Below are 16145 nucleotides of genomic sequence, written 5' to 3' on the forward strand. Positions count from 1 at the left end.
GTGGATGAATTTCAACAGCGACAGCATCGAGTTGTTTCTTGCGGTGATCGAACGCGGCTCGTTTTCAGCCGCTGCCCGGGCGCTGGGGAAAGTCCCGTCGGCCGTGAGCATGGGCATCGCCAACCTGGAGGCTGAACTGGGTTATCCGCTGTTTGACCGCAGTCATCGCGAACCGGTGCCCACCGCCATGGCCAGTGCACTGGTGCCGCACGCACGACTGATCGCCGAGCAACTCAAACACCTGCAAGTGCATGCGATCGAGTTATCGCTGGGGCTGGAGAGCAAGTTGTCGATCGGCGTGGTGGCGGACATCGACAAGGGGCGTTTGATGGCGGCGATCAAGGTGATTGCCGAGCGTCATCCACTGCTGGAAGTCGAAGTGCTCAGTGCGCCGCAGGATGATGTGTTGGCCATGCTGCACAGCGGCCGGGTCAGCGTGTGCCTGGCCTTCGCCGGGCTCAGCATGAATGCGCTGGAGCGGTTTCAGTTTGTCGGCACGGAGCGGATGGTCGCCACGCTCGCGGCGAACAACCCGATGTTTCAAGGGCGGGATTTGTTTCTCGAGGATCTGGTCAATGTCCGGCAAATTATCGTCGCCAGCCGCGATCTGCCGATCAGCGAAACCCGGCCCTTGGTGGGCGAGTCTTACTGGCGCACCGACACGTTGGCGATGGCGCTGGAGATGGTCGAAGCGGGATTGGGTTGGGGTAACTTTCCGGTGTCTGTGGTCCAGCCGCTACTCGATGCCGGAAGGCTCAAGCGCCTGAACTTTCGCAACATCGAGAATGGTCTGGAGTTGCCGGTGCATGCCGTTTGGCTCAAGAGCCAGCCGTTGCAGAAAGGCGCGTTGGCGTTTGTCGAATCGCTGTGCCAACGCTGATCCCCTGTAGGAGAGAGCCTGCTCGCGATAACGGTCTCTCCGTCAAATCCCTGTTGATTGACACTCCGCCATCGCGAGCAGGCTCACTCCTACAGGGGGGTTATGTGCTTTCCCGGATTTTTAGTTCAAACCCCATATCCTGCACCGGTTTAGCCACCGAATTCCCCGCCAGCAACGTCAACATCAACTCCGCCGAACGTCGGCCAATGGCCTCGCGCGGCGTATTGATGCTGCTCAGGCGCGGCACCATGTGCGCCGAGGCGGGCAGGTCGTTGAAACCGAGGATGGCGACTTGTTCCGGGATCTTGATGCCATGGCGCAGGGCTTCAAGCAGTGCGCCCTGGGCCAGGTCGTCGTTGCCGAAGAAGATCGCATCGACATCGGGGTGACTGGCCAGTAGTTGCAGAAACAGCTCGCCGCCCAATCCGACGGAGGAGGCACGCGGGGTCAGCACTTCCAGACCCGGGTCGTACAACCCGGCCTTCTGCAGGGCTTTGCGGAACCCTTCGCCGCGTAGCAAGGTGCGCTGGTCCAGTTGCGCGCCAATGTAGGCCAGGCGCTTGCGACCACGGGACAGCAAATGTTCGGCCGCCGTTTCGCCGGCGGCCAGTTGCGAGAAACCCACGCAATTCACACCCGCCGCGCTGTCCAGTTCCATCATGTACACACAGGGAATGTTGCTGGCTTCAATCATCCGTCGCGAACTTTCAGTGCGGTCGAAACCGGTCAGCAGCAAGCCGCGAGGTTGATAGGCCATGTAGTTGCGCAGCAGGTTTTCTTCTTCATCGCGTGAATAATGGAAGTTGCCGATCAGCACTTCGAAGCCCTTGGGGCGAAGCACCTGATGAATGGCTTCCAGTGTGTCGATGAACAACAGGTTGGACAGCGATGGCACCAAAACCACCACCGAATGGCTCTGCGCCGAGGCCAGGGCGCGGGCGGCGGGGTTGACCACGTAGTTGAGTTCGAGCGCGGCTTTCTGGACTTTTTCTACCAGTTCGGCGGCCACGGTGCTGACGCCGCGCAACGCACGGGAGGCGGTAATCGGGCTGACCCCGGCCAGTCGGGCTACTTCATTGAGGGTAGGGCGGCCAGTGGTGCGGGTATTTTTATCGTTTTTAGGGGAGGTCATCGGGCGGCTTGCCAAACAAAATTCAAGGCACTAAGGTAGCGCTGTCCCGAAGCGGCTGCAAATGCGTAAGCGAGTTTTGCCTGAACCTCGCTTTTTGGCACTGGGACGAAAATGCTGCAACCCACAAAAATGACAAGAAGGCGTCGGCAACTTCTACTTTTGATCGAGTGTCATAGCTGTCAAAGGTAGCGCTGTCTGCGCGCTGAGGTGTTACATGAATCATCCCATCACCGCCCTGGTCATCATGGGCGTTGCCGGTTGCGGCAAGACATGCGTCAGCGAGGCCTTGTGCCAACTCAGCGGCGCGACTGCCATTGAAGGCGATACTTTCCACCCTGCCGCCAATATCGAAAAGATGAGCGCGGGTATCCCCCTGAACGACCAGGACCGTGCCGGCTGGCTCGACAGCCTGTGCGATGAACTGCGCCGCGTCGACGCCAAGGGCGAACGCCCGGTGCTGACCTGCTCGGCCCTCAAACACAGCTACCGCGAAGTGTTGCGCAGCGCTTTGCCGGGCCTGGGCTTCGTGTTTCTTGAGCTGACCCCTGAAGTCGCCGCCGAGCGTGTGTCGCACCGGCCAGGGCACTTCATGCCTTCGACCCTGATCGACAGCCAGTTCGCCACCCTCGAATCCCCCGTGGGCGAGCCGTTGACCCTGGCGCTGGATGCATCGACCTACAGCGTCGAGCAACTGGCGTCGCAGGCGCATGTCTGGTGGCAGGCACACGGCCTGAAACAGGCCGTATGAGTGTTGCCAAAAAAGATAGCGCTGTCCTGATGGCTCGCGAATTACCCGCTTTAATAACAACAACAACCAGGAGACACCCCTAATGTTTGGCATGTCCCACGAGACGTTCCTGCTGCTTGATGCAGTGGTCACGGTGATCGGGCTTATATTCCTGATTACCAAGTTCAAGTTCCACCCGTTCATTGCCCTGATCATCGCCGCTGCCTTTCTCGGGCTGACCTCCGGCATGCCGATCGGTACCGTTATCAAAGCGTTCCAGGACGGTTTCGGTGGCGTGCTCGGTTTTGTCGGGATCATCCTCGCGCTGGGCACCATGCTCGGCAAAATGATGGCCGAGTCGGGCGGGGCGGATCAGATTGCCCAGACGCTGATTCGCGCGTTCGGCAAAGACAAAGTGCAGTGGGCGATGATGTTCGCGGCGTTCCTGGTCGGCATTCCGCTGTTCTTCGAAATCGGTTTCGTGCTGCTGATCCCGCTGGTGTTCATCGTTGCGCGCCGTACCGGCGTGTCGATCATCAAGATCGGTATCCCGCTGCTGGCCGGTCTGTCCGCCGTGCACGGCCTGGTTCCGCCGCACCCGGGGCCGTTGCTGGCCATTGGCGTGTTCGGTGCCGACATCGGTAAAACCATTCTCTACGGTCTGATTGTGGCGCTGCCAACGGCCATCATTGCCGGCCCGATCTTCGGTACATTCATTGCCAAATACATCCCCGGCCATCCTAACCAGGAACTGGTGGATCAACTGGCGCGCGAGCCTGACTCGGCCGACCTGCCAAGCTTCAGCATCACGCTGATCACCGTGCTGCTGCCAGTGTTCCTGATGTTGCTCAAGACCTTTGCCGATGTGGTACTGCCAGAAGGCAATTTCGCCCGCTCCTTCATGGACCTGATCGGCCACCCGATCTCGGCGCTGTTGCTGGCGTTGCTGCTGTCGCTGTACACCTTCGGTCACCGTCAGGGCATCGACTCGAAACGCATTCTGAAATGGCTCGATTCGAGCCTTGCGCCGACTGCCGCGATCATTCTGATCATCGGTGCCGGTGGTGGCTTCAAGCAAATGCTGGTGACCAGCGGCGTGGGTGACGTGATTGGCCACATGGCGGTGAACGCACAGATCTCGCCGATCCTGCTGGCGTGGCTGGTGGCGGCGGTGATCCGCGTGGCAACCGGTTCGGCGACTGTGGCGACCATTACCGGCGCGGGCATTGTGGTGCCGGTGGTGGGGATGATTCCGGGTGTGAACCGTGAGCTGCTGGTGTTGGCCACCGGTGCCGGTTCGTTGGTCCTGTCTCACGTCAACGACGCGGGGTTTTGGCTGGTGAAGCAGTACTTCAACATGACCGTGGCAGAAACCTTCAAGACCTGGACCGCGATGGAAACTATCCTGTCCGTGGTTGCGCTGGGCTTTATCCTGCTGCTGTCGATGTTTGTTTAAGCAAAAACACAGGTGGTGACACAGCTCTTGTGATCACCCCGAAACTAATGTGGGAGCGAGCTTGCTCGCGATGACTGACTAACATTCAACCTCTTCGTTGAATGTTAAGCCCTCATCGCGAGCAAGCTCGCTCCCACAGTGTTATGTGTCAGGCGCTAGTTTTTGGTGACCAAGCCATCCGCCCTGAACATCCCGCGTATCCCGCGCACGGCCTGACGAATCCGGTCCTGGTTTTCGATCAGCGCGAAGCGCACATGATCATCCCCGTACTCACCAAACCCCACGCCCGGCGAGACGCAGACCTTGGCCTCGGCCAGCAGCTTCTTGGCGAACTCCAGCGAGCCCAGGTGCGCATACGCCTCGGGAATCTTGGCCCAGACGTACATCGACGCTTTCGGGTTCTCGACCATCCAGCCCAGCTCATGCAGGCCTTTGACCAGCACGTTGCGCCGCTGCCGATACTGCTCGGCGATGTCCTTGACGCATTGCTGATCGCCTTCCAGCGCCGCAATCGCCGCGACTTGCAGGGGGGTGAACGTGCCGTAGTCGTGGTAACTCTTGATCCGTGCCAGGGCGTTGACCAGTTCCGGGTTGCCGACCATGAAACCGATCCGCCAACCCGCCATGTTGTAACTCTTGGACAGGGTGAAAAACTCCACCGCGATGTCCTTGGCGCCCGGCACTTGCATGATCGACGGAGCTTTCCAGCCGTCATAGACGATGTCGGCGTAGGCCAGGTCGTGCACCACCAGTACGTCGTACTGCTTGGCGAGGGCGATCACCCGTTCAAAGAAGTCCAGCTCCACGCATTGCGCGGTAGGGTTGGACGGGAAGCCGAGGATCATCATTTTCGGCTTCGGGATCGAGCCACGAATCGCCTGTTCCAGTTCGGCGAAGAAATCCACGCCCGGAATCAGCGGTACCGAACGCACCTGGGCGCCGGCAATCACGGCACCGTAGATGTGAATCGGATAACTCGGGTTCGGCACCAGCACGGTATCGCCCTGATCCAGGGTGGCCAGCATCAGGTGCGCCAGGCCTTCCTTGGAACCGATGGTGACAATGGCTTCGGTTTCCGGGTCGATGTCGACCTCGTAGCGATCCTTGTACCAATTGGAAATCGCCCGGCGCAGGCGCGGAATGCCTTTGGACGTCGAGTAGCCGTGGGTGTCTTCGCGCTGGGCAACCGTCACCAGTTTTTCGACGATGTGCGGCGGAGTAGGCCCATCAGGGTTGCCCATGCTGAAGTCGATGATGTCTTCGCCACGACGACGGGCGGCCATCTTCAGCTCGGCAGTGATGTTGAATACGTAAGGGGGGAGTCGATCTATGCGCGCAAAGCGGCGCGGCGAACCTTGTTCGGCCATTGTTGCCTCGGATAACGTGAGCGCCCGGAACCGTCCGAGCGACGCTGGCCACTGCGGTGGCCTGTTGCGGAAGATAAGGGCAGTCGTGGCACACTGTCCAGCGAGTGTGTAAACAAATTTTTCCGAAGGAAATCGGTTGATGGAATTTAGCAGCGGCTTCTTGCTGAGCCTTTCGTTGTGCCTGGATATCGGCGTGGCCAACATCGCGATGATCACCCTGGCCATGCAACGCGGCTATTTTCAGGGCTTTGCGCTGGGTTTGGGGACCTGTGTCGGCGACCTGATCTACGCCGTGCTGGCGCTGGCGGGCATGACCGTTTTGCTGCAATACGAAACCGTGCGCTGGGTGCTGTGGATCGGTGGTTCGGCGTTGCTGATCTATTTTGCGGCAAAGATGATCTATTCGGCGATTCACCACGAAGCGGCATTGGCGCAAGCCGAAGAGGTGGGGCAGAACTCCCATCGCAAAGAATTTTTCCGCGGGATCTTTCTCGCCATGTCTTCGCCCAGCGCCATCCTGTGGTTCGCGGCGGTGGGCGGCACGCTGATCGCCCGTTCCGGTGGCGGTGGTGCGCTCAGCTCCGCGCTGTTTCTCGGCGGATTCCTCTGTGCCGGGCTGCTCTGGAGTGCCGGTTTGTGCTTTGCCGCGAGCCATGGCGGCAAGTTGCTGGGTGACAAACTGCTGCGCTACTCATACATGGCATCGGCAGCGATCTTCTGCTATTTCGCGGTCTACGTGATCCTATCGGGGTACAACGAGTTTGTTGGCTCGGCGGCCGTGGAACAGTTGCACGCCCTGTAACTGGGCGAATCGGGTTTGGCTTCTATACTCCCAGCCGAACCCATTTTTAAGCCACAGGAGTTGAGCCATGGATGAGCAAACAGGCGTGAAACCAGCCGAGCCCCGCTTCGTACATGGGCATTTTTTGCTCATTGCAGGGCTGGGTGGCCTATTTACAGCGGAGACGACAAAAAAGATCCCCGACCTTTGGGAAAAATTCATTCCCGAGATTGGCCAGATTCCCGGTCAAAAAGGCGAAGTGACCTACGGCATCTGCTGCAATCCGGATGGCAAGGGCGGATTCGAATACATCGCCGGCGTCGAAATCGAAAAGCTCGACGACCTGCCGGATAAGTACCGCTGGATCGAGGTTCAACCGCAGCACTACGCCGTATTCGAGCACAAGGGATCGCTGGATACCTTGCCCCAGACCTTTCAGTACATCTGGAAAACCTGGTTGCCGCAGTCCGGCAAAGAGGCGGCGGACGCCCCGGAGTTCGAACGCTACAGCGAAGACTTCAACCCCAAGCTCAACACCGGCGTGCTGGAAATCTGGCTGCCGCTCAAATCCGAATGATTACAGCGAGGGGCGGACCATGCGTCCGCCTCTCGACGTGTCATTTACCCTGCTTCATCCGGCGCGCGCGCATCAGGTCGATCGACAAGGTGATGAAGCCAAACGTGCTGATGCCCAACAACATAAGAAGACCGATCTGAACGCTGCTCATGGTGTGTTCCCCCTATTGATGTCCTGAGACCGGCTCCATCAATAATCCGAACCTTTGAGCAATGAAAGCGCCTATGCGCAGGCTTTACGGCGCCGGCAGTGATCGATATGAACACCTTATTCAACTATGATTCGCAGCCTTTCCCACGCTGATTCCGAGCCGCCATGAACACCCTCATCCGCAACGTCACCGCCACTGACCTGGACCGCTGCTACGCCATCGAAACCGTTGCCTACGAAGGTGACGAGGCCGCCACCCGCGAGAAAATCGCCACCCGCATTGCCACCTGGCCCGAGGGTTTCATCGTGGCTGAAGTCGACGGCGTTGTAGCCGGTTTCATCAATTCCGGTGCGGCGTTTCAGGTGGAGATGTCGGATGAAGCGTTCAAGGAGCTGATCGGCCACGACCCGGCCGGCCCGCATGTGGTGATCATGTCGGTGGTGGTGCACCCGGACTATCAGGGGCAGGGGCTGGCGAAGCGGTTGATGGGCGAGTTCATTGAGCGGATGCGTGCACTGGGCAAAACCCATATCCACCTGATGTGCAAGGAGTGGCATGTTCCGCTGTATGCCGGGTTTGGCTTTGCCTACATCAAACCGTCGGCTTCGGACCATGGCGGGATGGCGTGGCATGAGATGGTGCTGGATTTGTAAGACCTACGAAGATCCCCCCGTAGGAGTGAGCCTGCTCGCGATAGCGTCTACACATTCAACAGTGAGGTGACTGACAAATTGCCATCGCGAGCAGGCTCACTCCAACATGGGCCTGGTGTTGGGTCAGTAGAGCCTCAGAAAACCAGGCCCATTCGCCGCTCATACCCAATCCGGCCCTTGTAGGCCTCGCCGCTATCCACCCAGCCGAATTTTGCATACAGCGCGATGGCCGCCTCATTGTCCGCATCCACCGACAATTCCAGCCCCTTTATCTCCGGAAACGCCTGTCGCGCCACCTCGGGCAGCGCTTGCAGGCAAGCCTTGCCATAGCCTTTTCCCTGAGCACGTTGATCGACTTGCAACGCATGCAGCGTGGCGCTGTGTTCATCGGCCCAGGCCGGTAACACCGGCGGGCGCTTGAGCAGCAGGAAGGCCACCGGAGCATCCTCGACCAGCAGCGCAAATCCTTTGACGCCGGGGCCGGGTTTGGACAGCAAGGTGTGCAATGCACCGTGAATGTCGCCGCTGAACCTGATTTGTTCCTTGTGTACTTCGATGGCCTCGACCTGCTGGCGCTGGCGCGCGTTCAGGCTTTCGTAAGGCACGAGACGGGCTGTCACTGGAGTGTCCTTTTCCCACATGAATGAGCCTCGGATTCTAGCGAGTTTGCGCCGATGGATTATTTTTATTTCGACTGTCGATTTGGCTTTTTGCCAAACGACTAAGGGTGTCTTCACACAAAAAACACGGAGAACCACCATGAGTGCCACTCACGAAATCGAGACCCTGATCAACACTTATCGCCAGGCCGTCATCTCCAAGGATGTCGACGAAATCATGGCCCTGTATGCCGAGGACATCGTCTCCTACGACGCGGTCAAAGCCTTGCAATTTCGTGGCAAAACCGCCTACCGCGCGCATTGGCTGGAGTGCATGGAAATGTGCCAGGGCCCGCATAAGTTCGACTTCGCTCACATGAACATCTTGGCGGACGAGCACATCGCCTTCGCCCATTGGCTGGCCCATTGTGGCGGCACCAACGACAAGGGTGAAACCCAGGCCTGCTGGATGCGCGTGACCGCTTGCTACCGTCGCGACGCCGAGCAATGGCGGATTGTCCACGAACACTGGTCGGCCCCGTTCGACATGGCCAGTGGCGCTGCGCTGTTCAATCTGGAGCCCTGATCGTCGGGAATTTCGCCAACGCGTCAATCTGCAGCCATAGTTGATCCGTTCGATTCAGGAGAGCCACATGAAATACCTATGCCTGGTCTACAGCAACGAGCACACCTTGCACTCGCTGCCCGAGAGCCCGAACGACGCCGAGTGCATGGCCTACGCCGAGTCGATCCAGAGCGGCGGCCGGATGCTCGCGGCCGAGGCACTGGAGTCGGTGCAGACCGCCACCACCGTGCGCATGCGTAACGGCAAGATGTCGATCACCGACGGTCCGTTCGCCGAAACCAAGGAGCAGTTGGCCGGCTTCTACCTGATCGATGCCAAGGACCTCAATGAAGCGCTCCAGGTCGCCGGCAACATCCCGGCGGCCCGGGTCGGCTGCGTCGAGGTGCGTCCCGTTCGTCAATTGAATCCTTGAATAACAACAACCAAAAAGGAGTTGTGCATGAGCCCGCAATCAGCTGAAAAAAAGTCTGCCGAGTTCGAGTTATCCATCAGCCGCCTGATCGACGCGCCACGCCAGAAGATCTTCCGCGCCTGGACCGAGCCGACCTTGCTCGCCCAATGGTGGGGGCCGCACGGCATGACCACGCCAGAGTGTGAAATGGACCTGTGGGTCGGCGGCCAGTTTCGCACCTTGATGCGCGCCCCGGACGGCAGCGAGTACCCAACGATGGGCGTGTTTCTGGAGATTGTCGCGCCTGAGCGGCTGGTGTTCACCGACGCGTTTATCCCAGGCTGGATTCCGTCGGGCAAACCGTTCATGGCGGCCGAAGTGACGCTCGAAGAGCGGGACGGCAAAACCCTGTACACCGCGCGTGCCATGCATTGGTCCCAAGAGGATCACCAGGCCCACGAAGCCATGGGGTTTCATGACGGCTGGGGGCAAAGCCTTGATCGCCTGGAAACGCTGGTGACCGAAGGCATGCCGGACTGATGCCTGGCGAGGCGGTGCAGGCCCGGGTCGAGCAGGTTTACCGCGAAGACTCGCGGCGGATCCTGGCGACGCTGATCCGCTTGCTTGGCGATTTCGACCTCGCCGAAGAGGCCCTGCACGAGGCCTTTTTCATCGCGGTCGAACGCTGGCAGCGTGACGGCGTGCCGGCCAATCCGCGCGCCTGGCTGGTGTCCACCGGGCGCTTCAAGGCCATCGATGCCTTGCGTCGGCGCACGCGTTTTATTGCTTCGCAGCCGATGCTGATCGCGCAGCTGGAGGCGCTGGAGCAGGCCGACTGGAGTGACGAAGACGTGGAAGACGATCGCCTGCGCCTGATCTTCACCTGCTGTCACCCGGCACTCGCCTCCGACGCTCAGGTACCACTGACCTTGCGCGAAGTCTGCGACCTGACCACAGAAGAAATCGCCCGGGCGTTCCTGTCGGCGCCGGCCACCATCGCTCAACGCATCGTGCGGGCGAAGGCAAAAATCCGTGATGCGAAAATCCCTTATCAAGTGCCGACGCTGGCGGAACTGCCCGAGCGCCTCGACAGCGTGCTGCGGGTGATTTACCTGGTGTTCAACGAGGGTTACTCGGCGTCCATCGGCGCTGAAGTGACGCGCGAAGACCTGACGCGCGAGGCGATCCGGCTGGGGCGATTGTTGCTGGAGTTGCTGCCCGAGCCGGAGGTCATGGGCTTGCTGGCGATGATGTTGCTGCACGAATCACGACGCCAGGCCCGGACGTCGGCGACCGGCGAGTTGATCCTGCTGGATGAGCAGGACCGCTCGTTGTGGGACGCCGGGATGATTGCCGAGGGCTGCGCCTTGGTCGAACAGGCGCTGACCCGGCAGCGCTTCGGGCCTTATTGCCTGCAAGCGGCCATAGCGGCGGTGCATGCCGAGGCGGCGACACCGCAGGACACCGACTGGCTGCAGATTGTCGGTCTGTATGACCTGCTGTTGCGGGTGGTGCCGTCGCCGGTGATCGAGTTGAACCGGGCGGCAGCGATCTCCAGGCGCGATGGACCGTTGGCGGGTTTGGCCCTGGTTGAAGCGATTCTGGATCGAGGTGAATTGCAGGACTACCACCTGGCGCATTCGGCGCGGGCGGAGTTTTGTCGGCAGTTGGGCAGGGTGGAGGAGGCGCGGGCGGCGTATGAGCGAGCCTTGGAGTTGACCCAGCAAATGCCGGAGCGGCGGTTTCTTGAAGCGCGGATCAAGGCGTTGGAGTGATGTGATCTGGAGGGCCCCATCGCTATTCCAGCATCTTGTGCAACAACCAACTCCCCGCCGGCCCCGGTGGATGCTGGCGCGACCACAGTGCATCGACAAACACCGGTTTCGGCCAGCCGCGCACTTTCAGTTCCTGTAACGACCCCGGCCCAAACCGCTCCACCAGCCAGCGCGGCAACGGCGCCCAGCCAAAGCCACCCTGAGCCATTTCCAGCAGCATCAAATAACTCGGCGCCGACCACACACGGCCCTTCGCCCGGCTTTCATACGGATTGACGATGGTCGCCAGGCGCAATTCCCGGTGCTGTTGCAGGACATCCTGATCAATATGATGAAGCGCCGCCAATGGATGCGCCGGGGAGACGAACAACGCAATTTCCGTGCGCTCCTCAACCGTCGAACTCACCAGATCCGGCGGATAACTGTCCTGCATTTCGGCGAACGCCACCTGCGCCCGCCCCCGTTGCACCAGCGCAATCAAGTCATCGCATTCAGCAATCAGGCACTCAAGCTCCAGGTCCGGATAACGCTGTTCAAACGCCCCCAGCGCCGCTTCGAAGCGGTCGGATTGATAGGTATCGGAAATCGCCACGGTCAGTTTCGGCTCGACGCCTTGTGACAACTGGCTGGCGGTCATTTCCAGGCGGCTGGTGGCGGCCAGGATCTCCTCGGCCCGTTGCAGCATCACGTGCCCGGCCGGGGTCAGGCTGGGTTTACGACTGCTGCGGTCGAACAGGACCAGATTCAAATCGATTTCAAGACTGGCCACCGCCGCACTGATGGTCGACTGGCTACGGCCCAGCTTGCGCGCCGCTGCGGAAAACGAGCCTTGAGTCGCCGCCTGGACAAACGCCAGCAACACTTCGTGAGAGGCCATGAACTATCGCCTTGATCGATGGTTATTGGTTATGAAGTATCGGTGTGATGAAGGATCATGGCAACCACAGTCACTCAGAGGAACCTGGCCATGAGCGCCAACAAATCCATCACTGAACGTATTTTCCAAGCCGTGGGTTTCGAACTGCTGGCCATCCTGATCTGTACCCCGTTACTGGCCTGGATCATGGACAAACCGCTGCTCGACATGGGTATGGTCACCCTGTTCATTGCAGCCCTGGCCCTGGCCTGGAACGTGGTCTTCAACGGCCTGTTCGACCGTGTGCTCAAGCACTACAAAATGGCGCATAACGCGTGGGTCCGGGTGGTCCATGCGCTGTTGTTTGAAGGTGGTCTGGTTGCCTTTGGTGTGCCGCTGATTGCCTGGTGGCTGAAGATCGGCCTGTGGGAAGCGTTCCTGCTCGACATCGGTGTGCTGCTGTTTTTCCTGCCGTACACCTACCTTTACCACTGGGTGTATGACGTGGTGCGGGAGCGGTTGGTGACGCGCACTGTTTGCGAAGGATGAATAACGCGGTCGGAGGGGGGGATGTATGAAGTGGACGGCAAGCAGCGGTCGCGGGTCAGAGGGTTTATGGACTGGCTGGGTGATCCAGTCCATAACCTGAAGGAGATTATGTGCAGGAGTGAGCTTGCTCGCGATGGCGGTGGTTCAGTCAACAGTGATGTTGAATGTGATGACCTCATCGCGAGCAAGCTCGCTCCCACCGGGTTTTGTGTCAGCCCCGGGGTATGCGTTAGACGTGGAAGTAACCCACGCACGAATCAAACGGCAAACGCTTCAGCTCGATCTTGTTCAGGTCCAGCACTTCGCGCAGGGCTTTGGTTTCGCCCGGGAAGTTGCGGTAAGCCACTTCGTCCAGCACCACGATCGCGCCTTTTGGCATGTACGGCAGGAAGGTTTCCAGCGCGACTTTGGTCGATTCGTACAGGTCGGTGTCGAGGATCAGCATGGCCACGACCAGGTCAGGACGGGTCTTGACCCACTCCGGCACGGTCTTGACGATGTCGCCCTTGACCAGTTCGCAACGCGGGATGCGGTTGACCGGGCGCAGCAGGTCATTGGCGTCGATCATGTCCTGGATCAGCGATTGGTCGGTGTCGGAGAACATGGTCTCGTTGACGTCGGCCGGGTCTTCTTTCTTGTCGATGCTCTGGAAGCCTTCAAAGGTGTCGAAGCCGATGATCGAACGGTTGATCGCGTACGGTTCCAGGATCATCGACAAGTGCATGTACAGCATCAGCGAGTTGCCCTTGTACACGCCGCACTCGATGATCGCGCCCGGTACTTCAGCGACTTTCTTGAACAGTTCCATGCGCGACAGGGCAGCGGTCACGCCGATGCGGTTGGCGAACACGAACGGGGCGTCGGCCACGTATTCGGCATCGACCCGTTTCAGAACGTTGGCACGGGTTTCGTTGTACTGGGCCTCGGCAGGCGTGATGCGACGCTTGGTCATTGCTGGATTCCTTGGAAATTCGAGAAGTCGTGGGCGTGGAAATAATCTTTGAAACCGGCGCCGACGTCAGGGCAGGCGCTGTCGACGTTGATTGCGCCACGCTTGTGCTTGAGGTCATCGAGGTGCATCAGGCGGAAATCCACGCTGAAGCGGGTTTGATCGGTGTGGTTGGCGACCGTGCCGTGCAAGTGCGAGCCGGAGAAAATCAGCATCTCACCGGTGTTGCCGGCGATGCGCACTTCAGACGCGGTATTGATCGCCTCCAGTGGCACCGGGTGCACGCGGACTTCCTCCTTGAGGTTGTCCTTGGCCTTGTGCCGCTGGTTGCTGATCCAGTCGTTGAGGCTCCATTCGCTGGAGGTGTTCTTCACCGGCACGTCGAAGTAACCGGCATTGATCATCATGGTCTGGTCGGGGCGAATGGTGTGCACCGGCATCCAGGTGTTGATCTGGCAATCGACGCTGCCGTACCACGTGTCGCGGTGCGGTTTGTAGGCGTAGCTGACGCCGGCGTGCAGGTAATCATAGTTGGGCACCACGCGAATGCGCGGTACGTCGAAAATGTACTCGCGCGGGTCGACGCCGATCTCGTCGATAAACGACAGGATCAGGTCCTTGGCGCGCTGGCTGTTGGTGAACTGGCCCTTGAGGCGTGTTACCAACACCACGAATTCTTCCACCGGCATCAGCGTGTGCAGGGCCTGGTGGTTGGTCTCGCCGTCGAAAGCGGCGGTGATGCTTTCCTGAGCAAATGCACACAGCTCTTTGGCCGCGCGCAGCTGAGTGTTCAGGAAGATGTCGCCGGCGTAGATGGCTTCTTTGAAGTCAGCTTTTTGCTGAAGCTGATTGATATACAGATTCACGATCCCACTCCTGAATGCATCGAGTCTCTTAAGAATCGGCAACACGTTAGCAAACTGAAGTGCTAACGGGCGGGTAGTGGATCAATAAATGCGTAATCGCCTGTATTTGCGACGAAATGCTTTTTACCCGGCAAAAAAAATCCCTGTAGCCGCTGGCGCAGCCTGCGTCCGGCTGCGCCAGCGGCTACAGGGGGTTGTGTCGATTTAGAACAGTTTGGTGAACAACCAGTACAGGCTGCCCGACAACATGATCGCCGCGGGCAAGGTCAGCACCCAGGCCATCAGCAGGTTGCGGATGGTTTTCATCTGCAAACCGCCGCCGTTGGCGACCATGCTCCCGGCCACACCCGACGACAACACATGGGTAGTCGACACCGGCAGGCCGAACATATCCGCCGCGCCAATCGTCAGCATCGCCACGGTTTCCGCCGAGGCGCCCTGGGCGTAGGTCAGGTGGGTCTTGCCGATCTTCTCGCCAACCGTCACCACGATGCGCTTCCAGCCGACCATGGTGCCCAGGCCCAAAGCAATCGCCACGGCGATTTTCACCCACAACGGAATGAAACGCGTCGAGTTGTCGATCTGCTGCTTGAACAGTTGCAGTTTGCCGCTGGTGTCGGCGTCGAAATTACCGACTTTGTTCTTGTCCATCAGGCGAATGGTTTCGCTGGTCAGGTACATGTCGTTGCGCACGTTGCCCACGGCCTCGGCCGGCACTTTGGACAGCGAGCCGTAACCCTTGACCTGGGCGCCGATGCTGCCGGTGAGGGCGGCGAGTGCCGGGATCAGCTGCGGCGTGGCTTCCTTGCTGCGCACGTATTCGGACAGCACCGGACGCGGGTCGGCCGGGGCCGGTTGTGGCGCCGCCTTGACCAGCGCTTGCTGGGTCACTTCTGCTACGGCGGCGAACTGCAGCGCCTGGTCGGCCGGCATGGTGCGGTTCAGCGCATAGGCCATGGGCAGCGTGCCGACCAGAATCAACATGATCAGGCCCATGCCTTTCTGGCCGTCGTTGGAACCGTGGGCGAACGAGACACCGGTGCAGGTCACGATCAACATCCCGCGAATCCACCACGGCGGCGGCGTGTTGCCGACCGGCGCCTTGTACAGCGCCCGATTCTTGACGAACGCACGCAAGGCCAGCAGCAACAGCGCGGCAAAGCCGAAGCCCACCAGCGGCGATAACAGCAACGCGTAGCCGATCTTGGTCGCCTGCGCCCAATCCACACCGCTGGTGCCGTCGTGACCGTGCATCAGGGCATTGGCCACGCCGACGCCGATAATCGAACCGATCAAGGTGTGCGACGACGAGGCCGGCAAGCCCAGCCACCAAGTGCCGAGGTTCCACAGGATCGCCGCGATCAACAGGGCGAAGATCATGGCGAAACCGGCGGAGGAACCGACTTGCAGAATCAGCTCCACGGGCAGCAGGGCGATGATGCCGAACGCCACCGCACCGCTGGACAGCAGCACGCCGAGGAAGTTGAAGAAGCCGGACCACGCCACCGCGAAGTTCGGCGGCATCGAGTTGGTGTAAATCACCGTGGCCACCGCGTTGGCGGTGTCGTGGAAACCGTTGACGAATTCAAAGCCCAGCGCGATCAGCAGTGCTACGCCCAACAGCAGAAACGGGGTCCAAGTGGTGACCACCGTACCGAGTTCGCTCATGTCGTGCATCAGGCTGTAAGCGGTGAACAATAGCCCGCTGGCCAGCACCCCGAAAAACACCACGAGGGTAAGCAGGCTAGGCTTTTTATCGAGTTGAGGTTTGGCGCTACGGACAGCGGATGCCTGAGTATCGGCAGGGTAGGAAGGCGTAGCCATAACGAACAATCCTGATGAGGGAGGTG

18 protein-coding genes are annotated in these 16145 nt (G+C 59.9%); 11 read left to right on the forward strand and 7 right to left on the reverse strand.

The features are described from left to right. The first annotated feature begins 4 nt into the window (after window positions 1-4). Window positions 5-880, forward strand: a complete 876-nt coding sequence (locus tag H8F22_RS21110; protein WP_027923875.1) for a LysR family transcriptional regulator — start codon at window positions 5-7, stop codon at window positions 878-880. Window positions 881-980: 100 nt separating this feature from the next. Here H8F22_RS21110 and gntR read toward each other — a convergent pair whose 3' ends face one another. After that, on the reverse strand, window positions 981-2012 hold the full coding sequence (gene gntR / locus H8F22_RS21115) for an HTH-type transcriptional regulator GntR (protein WP_027923876.1): 1032 nt from the start codon (window positions 2010-2012) through the stop codon (window positions 981-983). Window positions 2013-2226: 214 nt separating this feature from the next. On the opposite strand from gntR, the gene H8F22_RS21120 reads away from it, so the two are divergent. Together H8F22_RS21120 and H8F22_RS21125 are read left to right on the forward strand one after the other, a co-directional pair. Continuing rightward, window positions 2227-2760 carry a gluconokinase gene (locus tag H8F22_RS21120; protein WP_027923877.1) on the forward strand — a complete coding sequence of 178 codons (534 nt, stop codon included), beginning with the start codon at window positions 2227-2229 and terminating at the stop codon, window positions 2758-2760. Between the two features lie 82 nt (window positions 2761-2842). Next, window positions 2843-4195 carry a GntP family permease gene (locus tag H8F22_RS21125; RefSeq protein ID WP_027923878.1) on the forward strand — a complete coding sequence of 451 codons (1353 nt, stop codon included), beginning with the start codon at window positions 2843-2845 and terminating at the stop codon, window positions 4193-4195. 155 nt (window positions 4196-4350) lie between these two features. Here H8F22_RS21125 and alaC read toward each other — a convergent pair whose 3' ends face one another. Then, the gene (gene alaC, locus H8F22_RS21130) at window positions 4351-5562 is read right to left on the reverse strand and encodes an alanine transaminase (protein ID WP_194940640.1); all 1212 of its coding nucleotides are present in this window, start codon (window positions 5560-5562) and stop codon (window positions 4351-4353) included. 139 nt (window positions 5563-5701) lie between these two features. Here alaC and H8F22_RS21135 point away from each other — a divergent pair, with 139 nt between their 5' ends. From H8F22_RS21135 to H8F22_RS21145, 3 genes are all read left to right on the forward strand, one after another. Next, window positions 5702-6364, forward strand: coding sequence for a LysE family translocator (locus tag H8F22_RS21135; RefSeq protein ID WP_027923880.1), 663 nt, complete (start codon window positions 5702-5704; stop codon window positions 6362-6364). A gap of 67 nt (window positions 6365-6431) precedes the next feature. Beyond that, on the forward strand, window positions 6432-6920 hold the full coding sequence (locus H8F22_RS21140; protein ID WP_059182279.1) for a GyrI-like domain-containing protein: 489 nt from the start codon (window positions 6432-6434) through the stop codon (window positions 6918-6920). Between the two features lie 315 nt (window positions 6921-7235). After that, window positions 7236-7724 (forward strand): GNAT family N-acetyltransferase, encoded by a 489-nt coding sequence (locus tag H8F22_RS21145; RefSeq protein ID WP_194940641.1) that lies wholly within the window; start codon window positions 7236-7238, stop codon window positions 7722-7724. Window positions 7725-7858: 134 nt separating this feature from the next. On the opposite strand, the gene H8F22_RS21150 is transcribed toward H8F22_RS21145, so the two are convergent. Beyond that, window positions 7859-8344, reverse strand: coding sequence for a GNAT family N-acetyltransferase (locus tag H8F22_RS21150; protein WP_059182281.1), 486 nt, complete (start codon window positions 8342-8344; stop codon window positions 7859-7861). A 139-nt stretch (window positions 8345-8483) separates the two neighbouring features. Between H8F22_RS21150 and H8F22_RS21155 the strand changes: the two genes are divergently transcribed. The 4 genes from H8F22_RS21155 to H8F22_RS21170 all read left to right on the forward strand — a co-directional run bounded on the left by H8F22_RS21155 (window position 8484) and on the right by H8F22_RS21170 (window position 11075). Next, on the forward strand, window positions 8484-8909 hold the full coding sequence (locus H8F22_RS21155) for a YybH family protein (RefSeq protein WP_194940642.1): 426 nt from the start codon (window positions 8484-8486) through the stop codon (window positions 8907-8909). Window positions 8910-8976: 67 nt separating this feature from the next. Beyond that, window positions 8977-9321, forward strand: a complete 345-nt coding sequence (locus H8F22_RS21160; protein WP_194940643.1) for a YciI family protein — start codon at window positions 8977-8979, stop codon at window positions 9319-9321. Between the two features lie 27 nt (window positions 9322-9348). Beyond that, on the forward strand, window positions 9349-9840 hold the full coding sequence (locus H8F22_RS21165; RefSeq protein WP_027923886.1) for an SRPBCC family protein: 492 nt from the start codon (window positions 9349-9351) through the stop codon (window positions 9838-9840). Further along, a complete protein-coding gene (locus H8F22_RS21170; protein ID WP_027923887.1) occupies window positions 9840-11075 on the forward strand; it encodes an RNA polymerase sigma factor in 1236 nt (411 codons plus the stop codon). Before H8F22_RS21165 ends, H8F22_RS21170 begins: the two co-directional genes overlap by 1 nt. A 22-nt stretch (window positions 11076-11097) precedes the next feature. On the opposite strand, the gene H8F22_RS21175 is transcribed toward H8F22_RS21170, so the two are convergent. Continuing rightward, entirely contained in the window at window positions 11098-11952 is an 855-nt protein-coding gene (locus H8F22_RS21175; protein ID WP_059182283.1) for a LysR family transcriptional regulator, read from the reverse strand. A gap of 90 nt (window positions 11953-12042) precedes the next feature. On the opposite strand from H8F22_RS21175, the gene H8F22_RS21180 reads away from it, so the two are divergent. Beyond that, window positions 12043-12480 (forward strand): multidrug/biocide efflux PACE transporter, encoded by a 438-nt coding sequence (locus tag H8F22_RS21180; protein WP_027923889.1) that lies wholly within the window; start codon window positions 12043-12045, stop codon window positions 12478-12480. Window positions 12481-12709: 229 nt separating this feature from the next. Here the strand turns inward: H8F22_RS21180 and H8F22_RS21185 are convergent, their stop codons facing one another. The 3 genes from H8F22_RS21185 to H8F22_RS21195 all read right to left on the reverse strand — a co-directional run bounded on the left by H8F22_RS21185 (window position 12710) and on the right by H8F22_RS21195 (window position 16119). After that, on the reverse strand, window positions 12710-13432 hold the full coding sequence (locus H8F22_RS21185; protein WP_007946102.1) for a TylF/MycF/NovP-related O-methyltransferase: 723 nt from the start codon (window positions 13430-13432) through the stop codon (window positions 12710-12712). After that, window positions 13429-14295 (reverse strand): 2OG-Fe(II) oxygenase family protein, encoded by an 867-nt coding sequence (locus H8F22_RS21190; protein ID WP_027923890.1) that lies wholly within the window; start codon window positions 14293-14295, stop codon window positions 13429-13431. The genes H8F22_RS21185 and H8F22_RS21190 overlap by 4 nt, the downstream gene beginning before the upstream one ends. Window positions 14296-14499: 204 nt before the next feature. Further along, window positions 14500-16119: an inorganic phosphate transporter gene (locus tag H8F22_RS21195; RefSeq protein ID WP_027923891.1), complete on the reverse strand. Its 1620-nt coding sequence runs from the start codon at window positions 16117-16119 to the stop codon at window positions 14500-14502. Window positions 16120-16145: the final 26 nt, after the last annotated feature.

Source organism: Pseudomonas mucoides (assembly GCF_015461845.1).
GTDB classification, from domain to species: Bacteria; Pseudomonadota; Gammaproteobacteria; order Pseudomonadales; family Pseudomonadaceae; genus Aquipseudomonas; species Aquipseudomonas mucoides.

Coding starts and splice junctions, on each gene's coding strand:
- H8F22_RS21110 (WP_027923875.1), top strand. CDS start 5: ATGAATTTCAACAGCGACAGCATCGAGTTGTTTCTTGCGGTGATCGAA.
- gntR (WP_027923876.1), bottom strand. CDS start 2,012: ATGACCTCCCCTAAAAACGATAAAAATACCCGCACCACTGGCCGCCCT.
- H8F22_RS21120 (WP_027923877.1), top strand. CDS start 2,227: ATGAATCATCCCATCACCGCCCTGGTCATCATGGGCGTTGCCGGTTGC.
- H8F22_RS21125 (WP_027923878.1), top strand. CDS start 2,843: ATGTTTGGCATGTCCCACGAGACGTTCCTGCTGCTTGATGCAGTGGTC.
- alaC (WP_194940640.1), bottom strand. CDS start 5,562: ATGGCCGAACAAGGTTCGCCGCGCCGCTTTGCGCGCATAGATCGACTC.
- H8F22_RS21135 (WP_027923880.1), top strand. CDS start 5,702: ATGGAATTTAGCAGCGGCTTCTTGCTGAGCCTTTCGTTGTGCCTGGAT.
- H8F22_RS21140 (WP_059182279.1), top strand. CDS start 6,432: ATGGATGAGCAAACAGGCGTGAAACCAGCCGAGCCCCGCTTCGTACAT.
- H8F22_RS21145 (WP_194940641.1), top strand. CDS start 7,236: ATGAACACCCTCATCCGCAACGTCACCGCCACTGACCTGGACCGCTGC.
- H8F22_RS21155 (WP_194940642.1), top strand. CDS start 8,484: ATGAGTGCCACTCACGAAATCGAGACCCTGATCAACACTTATCGCCAG.
- H8F22_RS21160 (WP_194940643.1), top strand. CDS start 8,977: ATGAAATACCTATGCCTGGTCTACAGCAACGAGCACACCTTGCACTCG.
- H8F22_RS21165 (WP_027923886.1), top strand. CDS start 9,349: ATGAGCCCGCAATCAGCTGAAAAAAAGTCTGCCGAGTTCGAGTTATCC.
- H8F22_RS21170 (WP_027923887.1), top strand. CDS start 9,840: ATGCCTGGCGAGGCGGTGCAGGCCCGGGTCGAGCAGGTTTACCGCGAA.
- H8F22_RS21175 (WP_059182283.1), bottom strand. CDS start 11,952: ATGGCCTCTCACGAAGTGTTGCTGGCGTTTGTCCAGGCGGCGACTCAA.
- H8F22_RS21180 (WP_027923889.1), top strand. CDS start 12,043: ATGAGCGCCAACAAATCCATCACTGAACGTATTTTCCAAGCCGTGGGT.
- H8F22_RS21185 (WP_007946102.1), bottom strand. CDS start 13,432: ATGACCAAGCGTCGCATCACGCCTGCCGAGGCCCAGTACAACGAAACC.
- H8F22_RS21195 (WP_027923891.1), bottom strand. CDS start 16,119: ATGGCTACGCCTTCCTACCCTGCCGATACTCAGGCATCCGCTGTCCGT.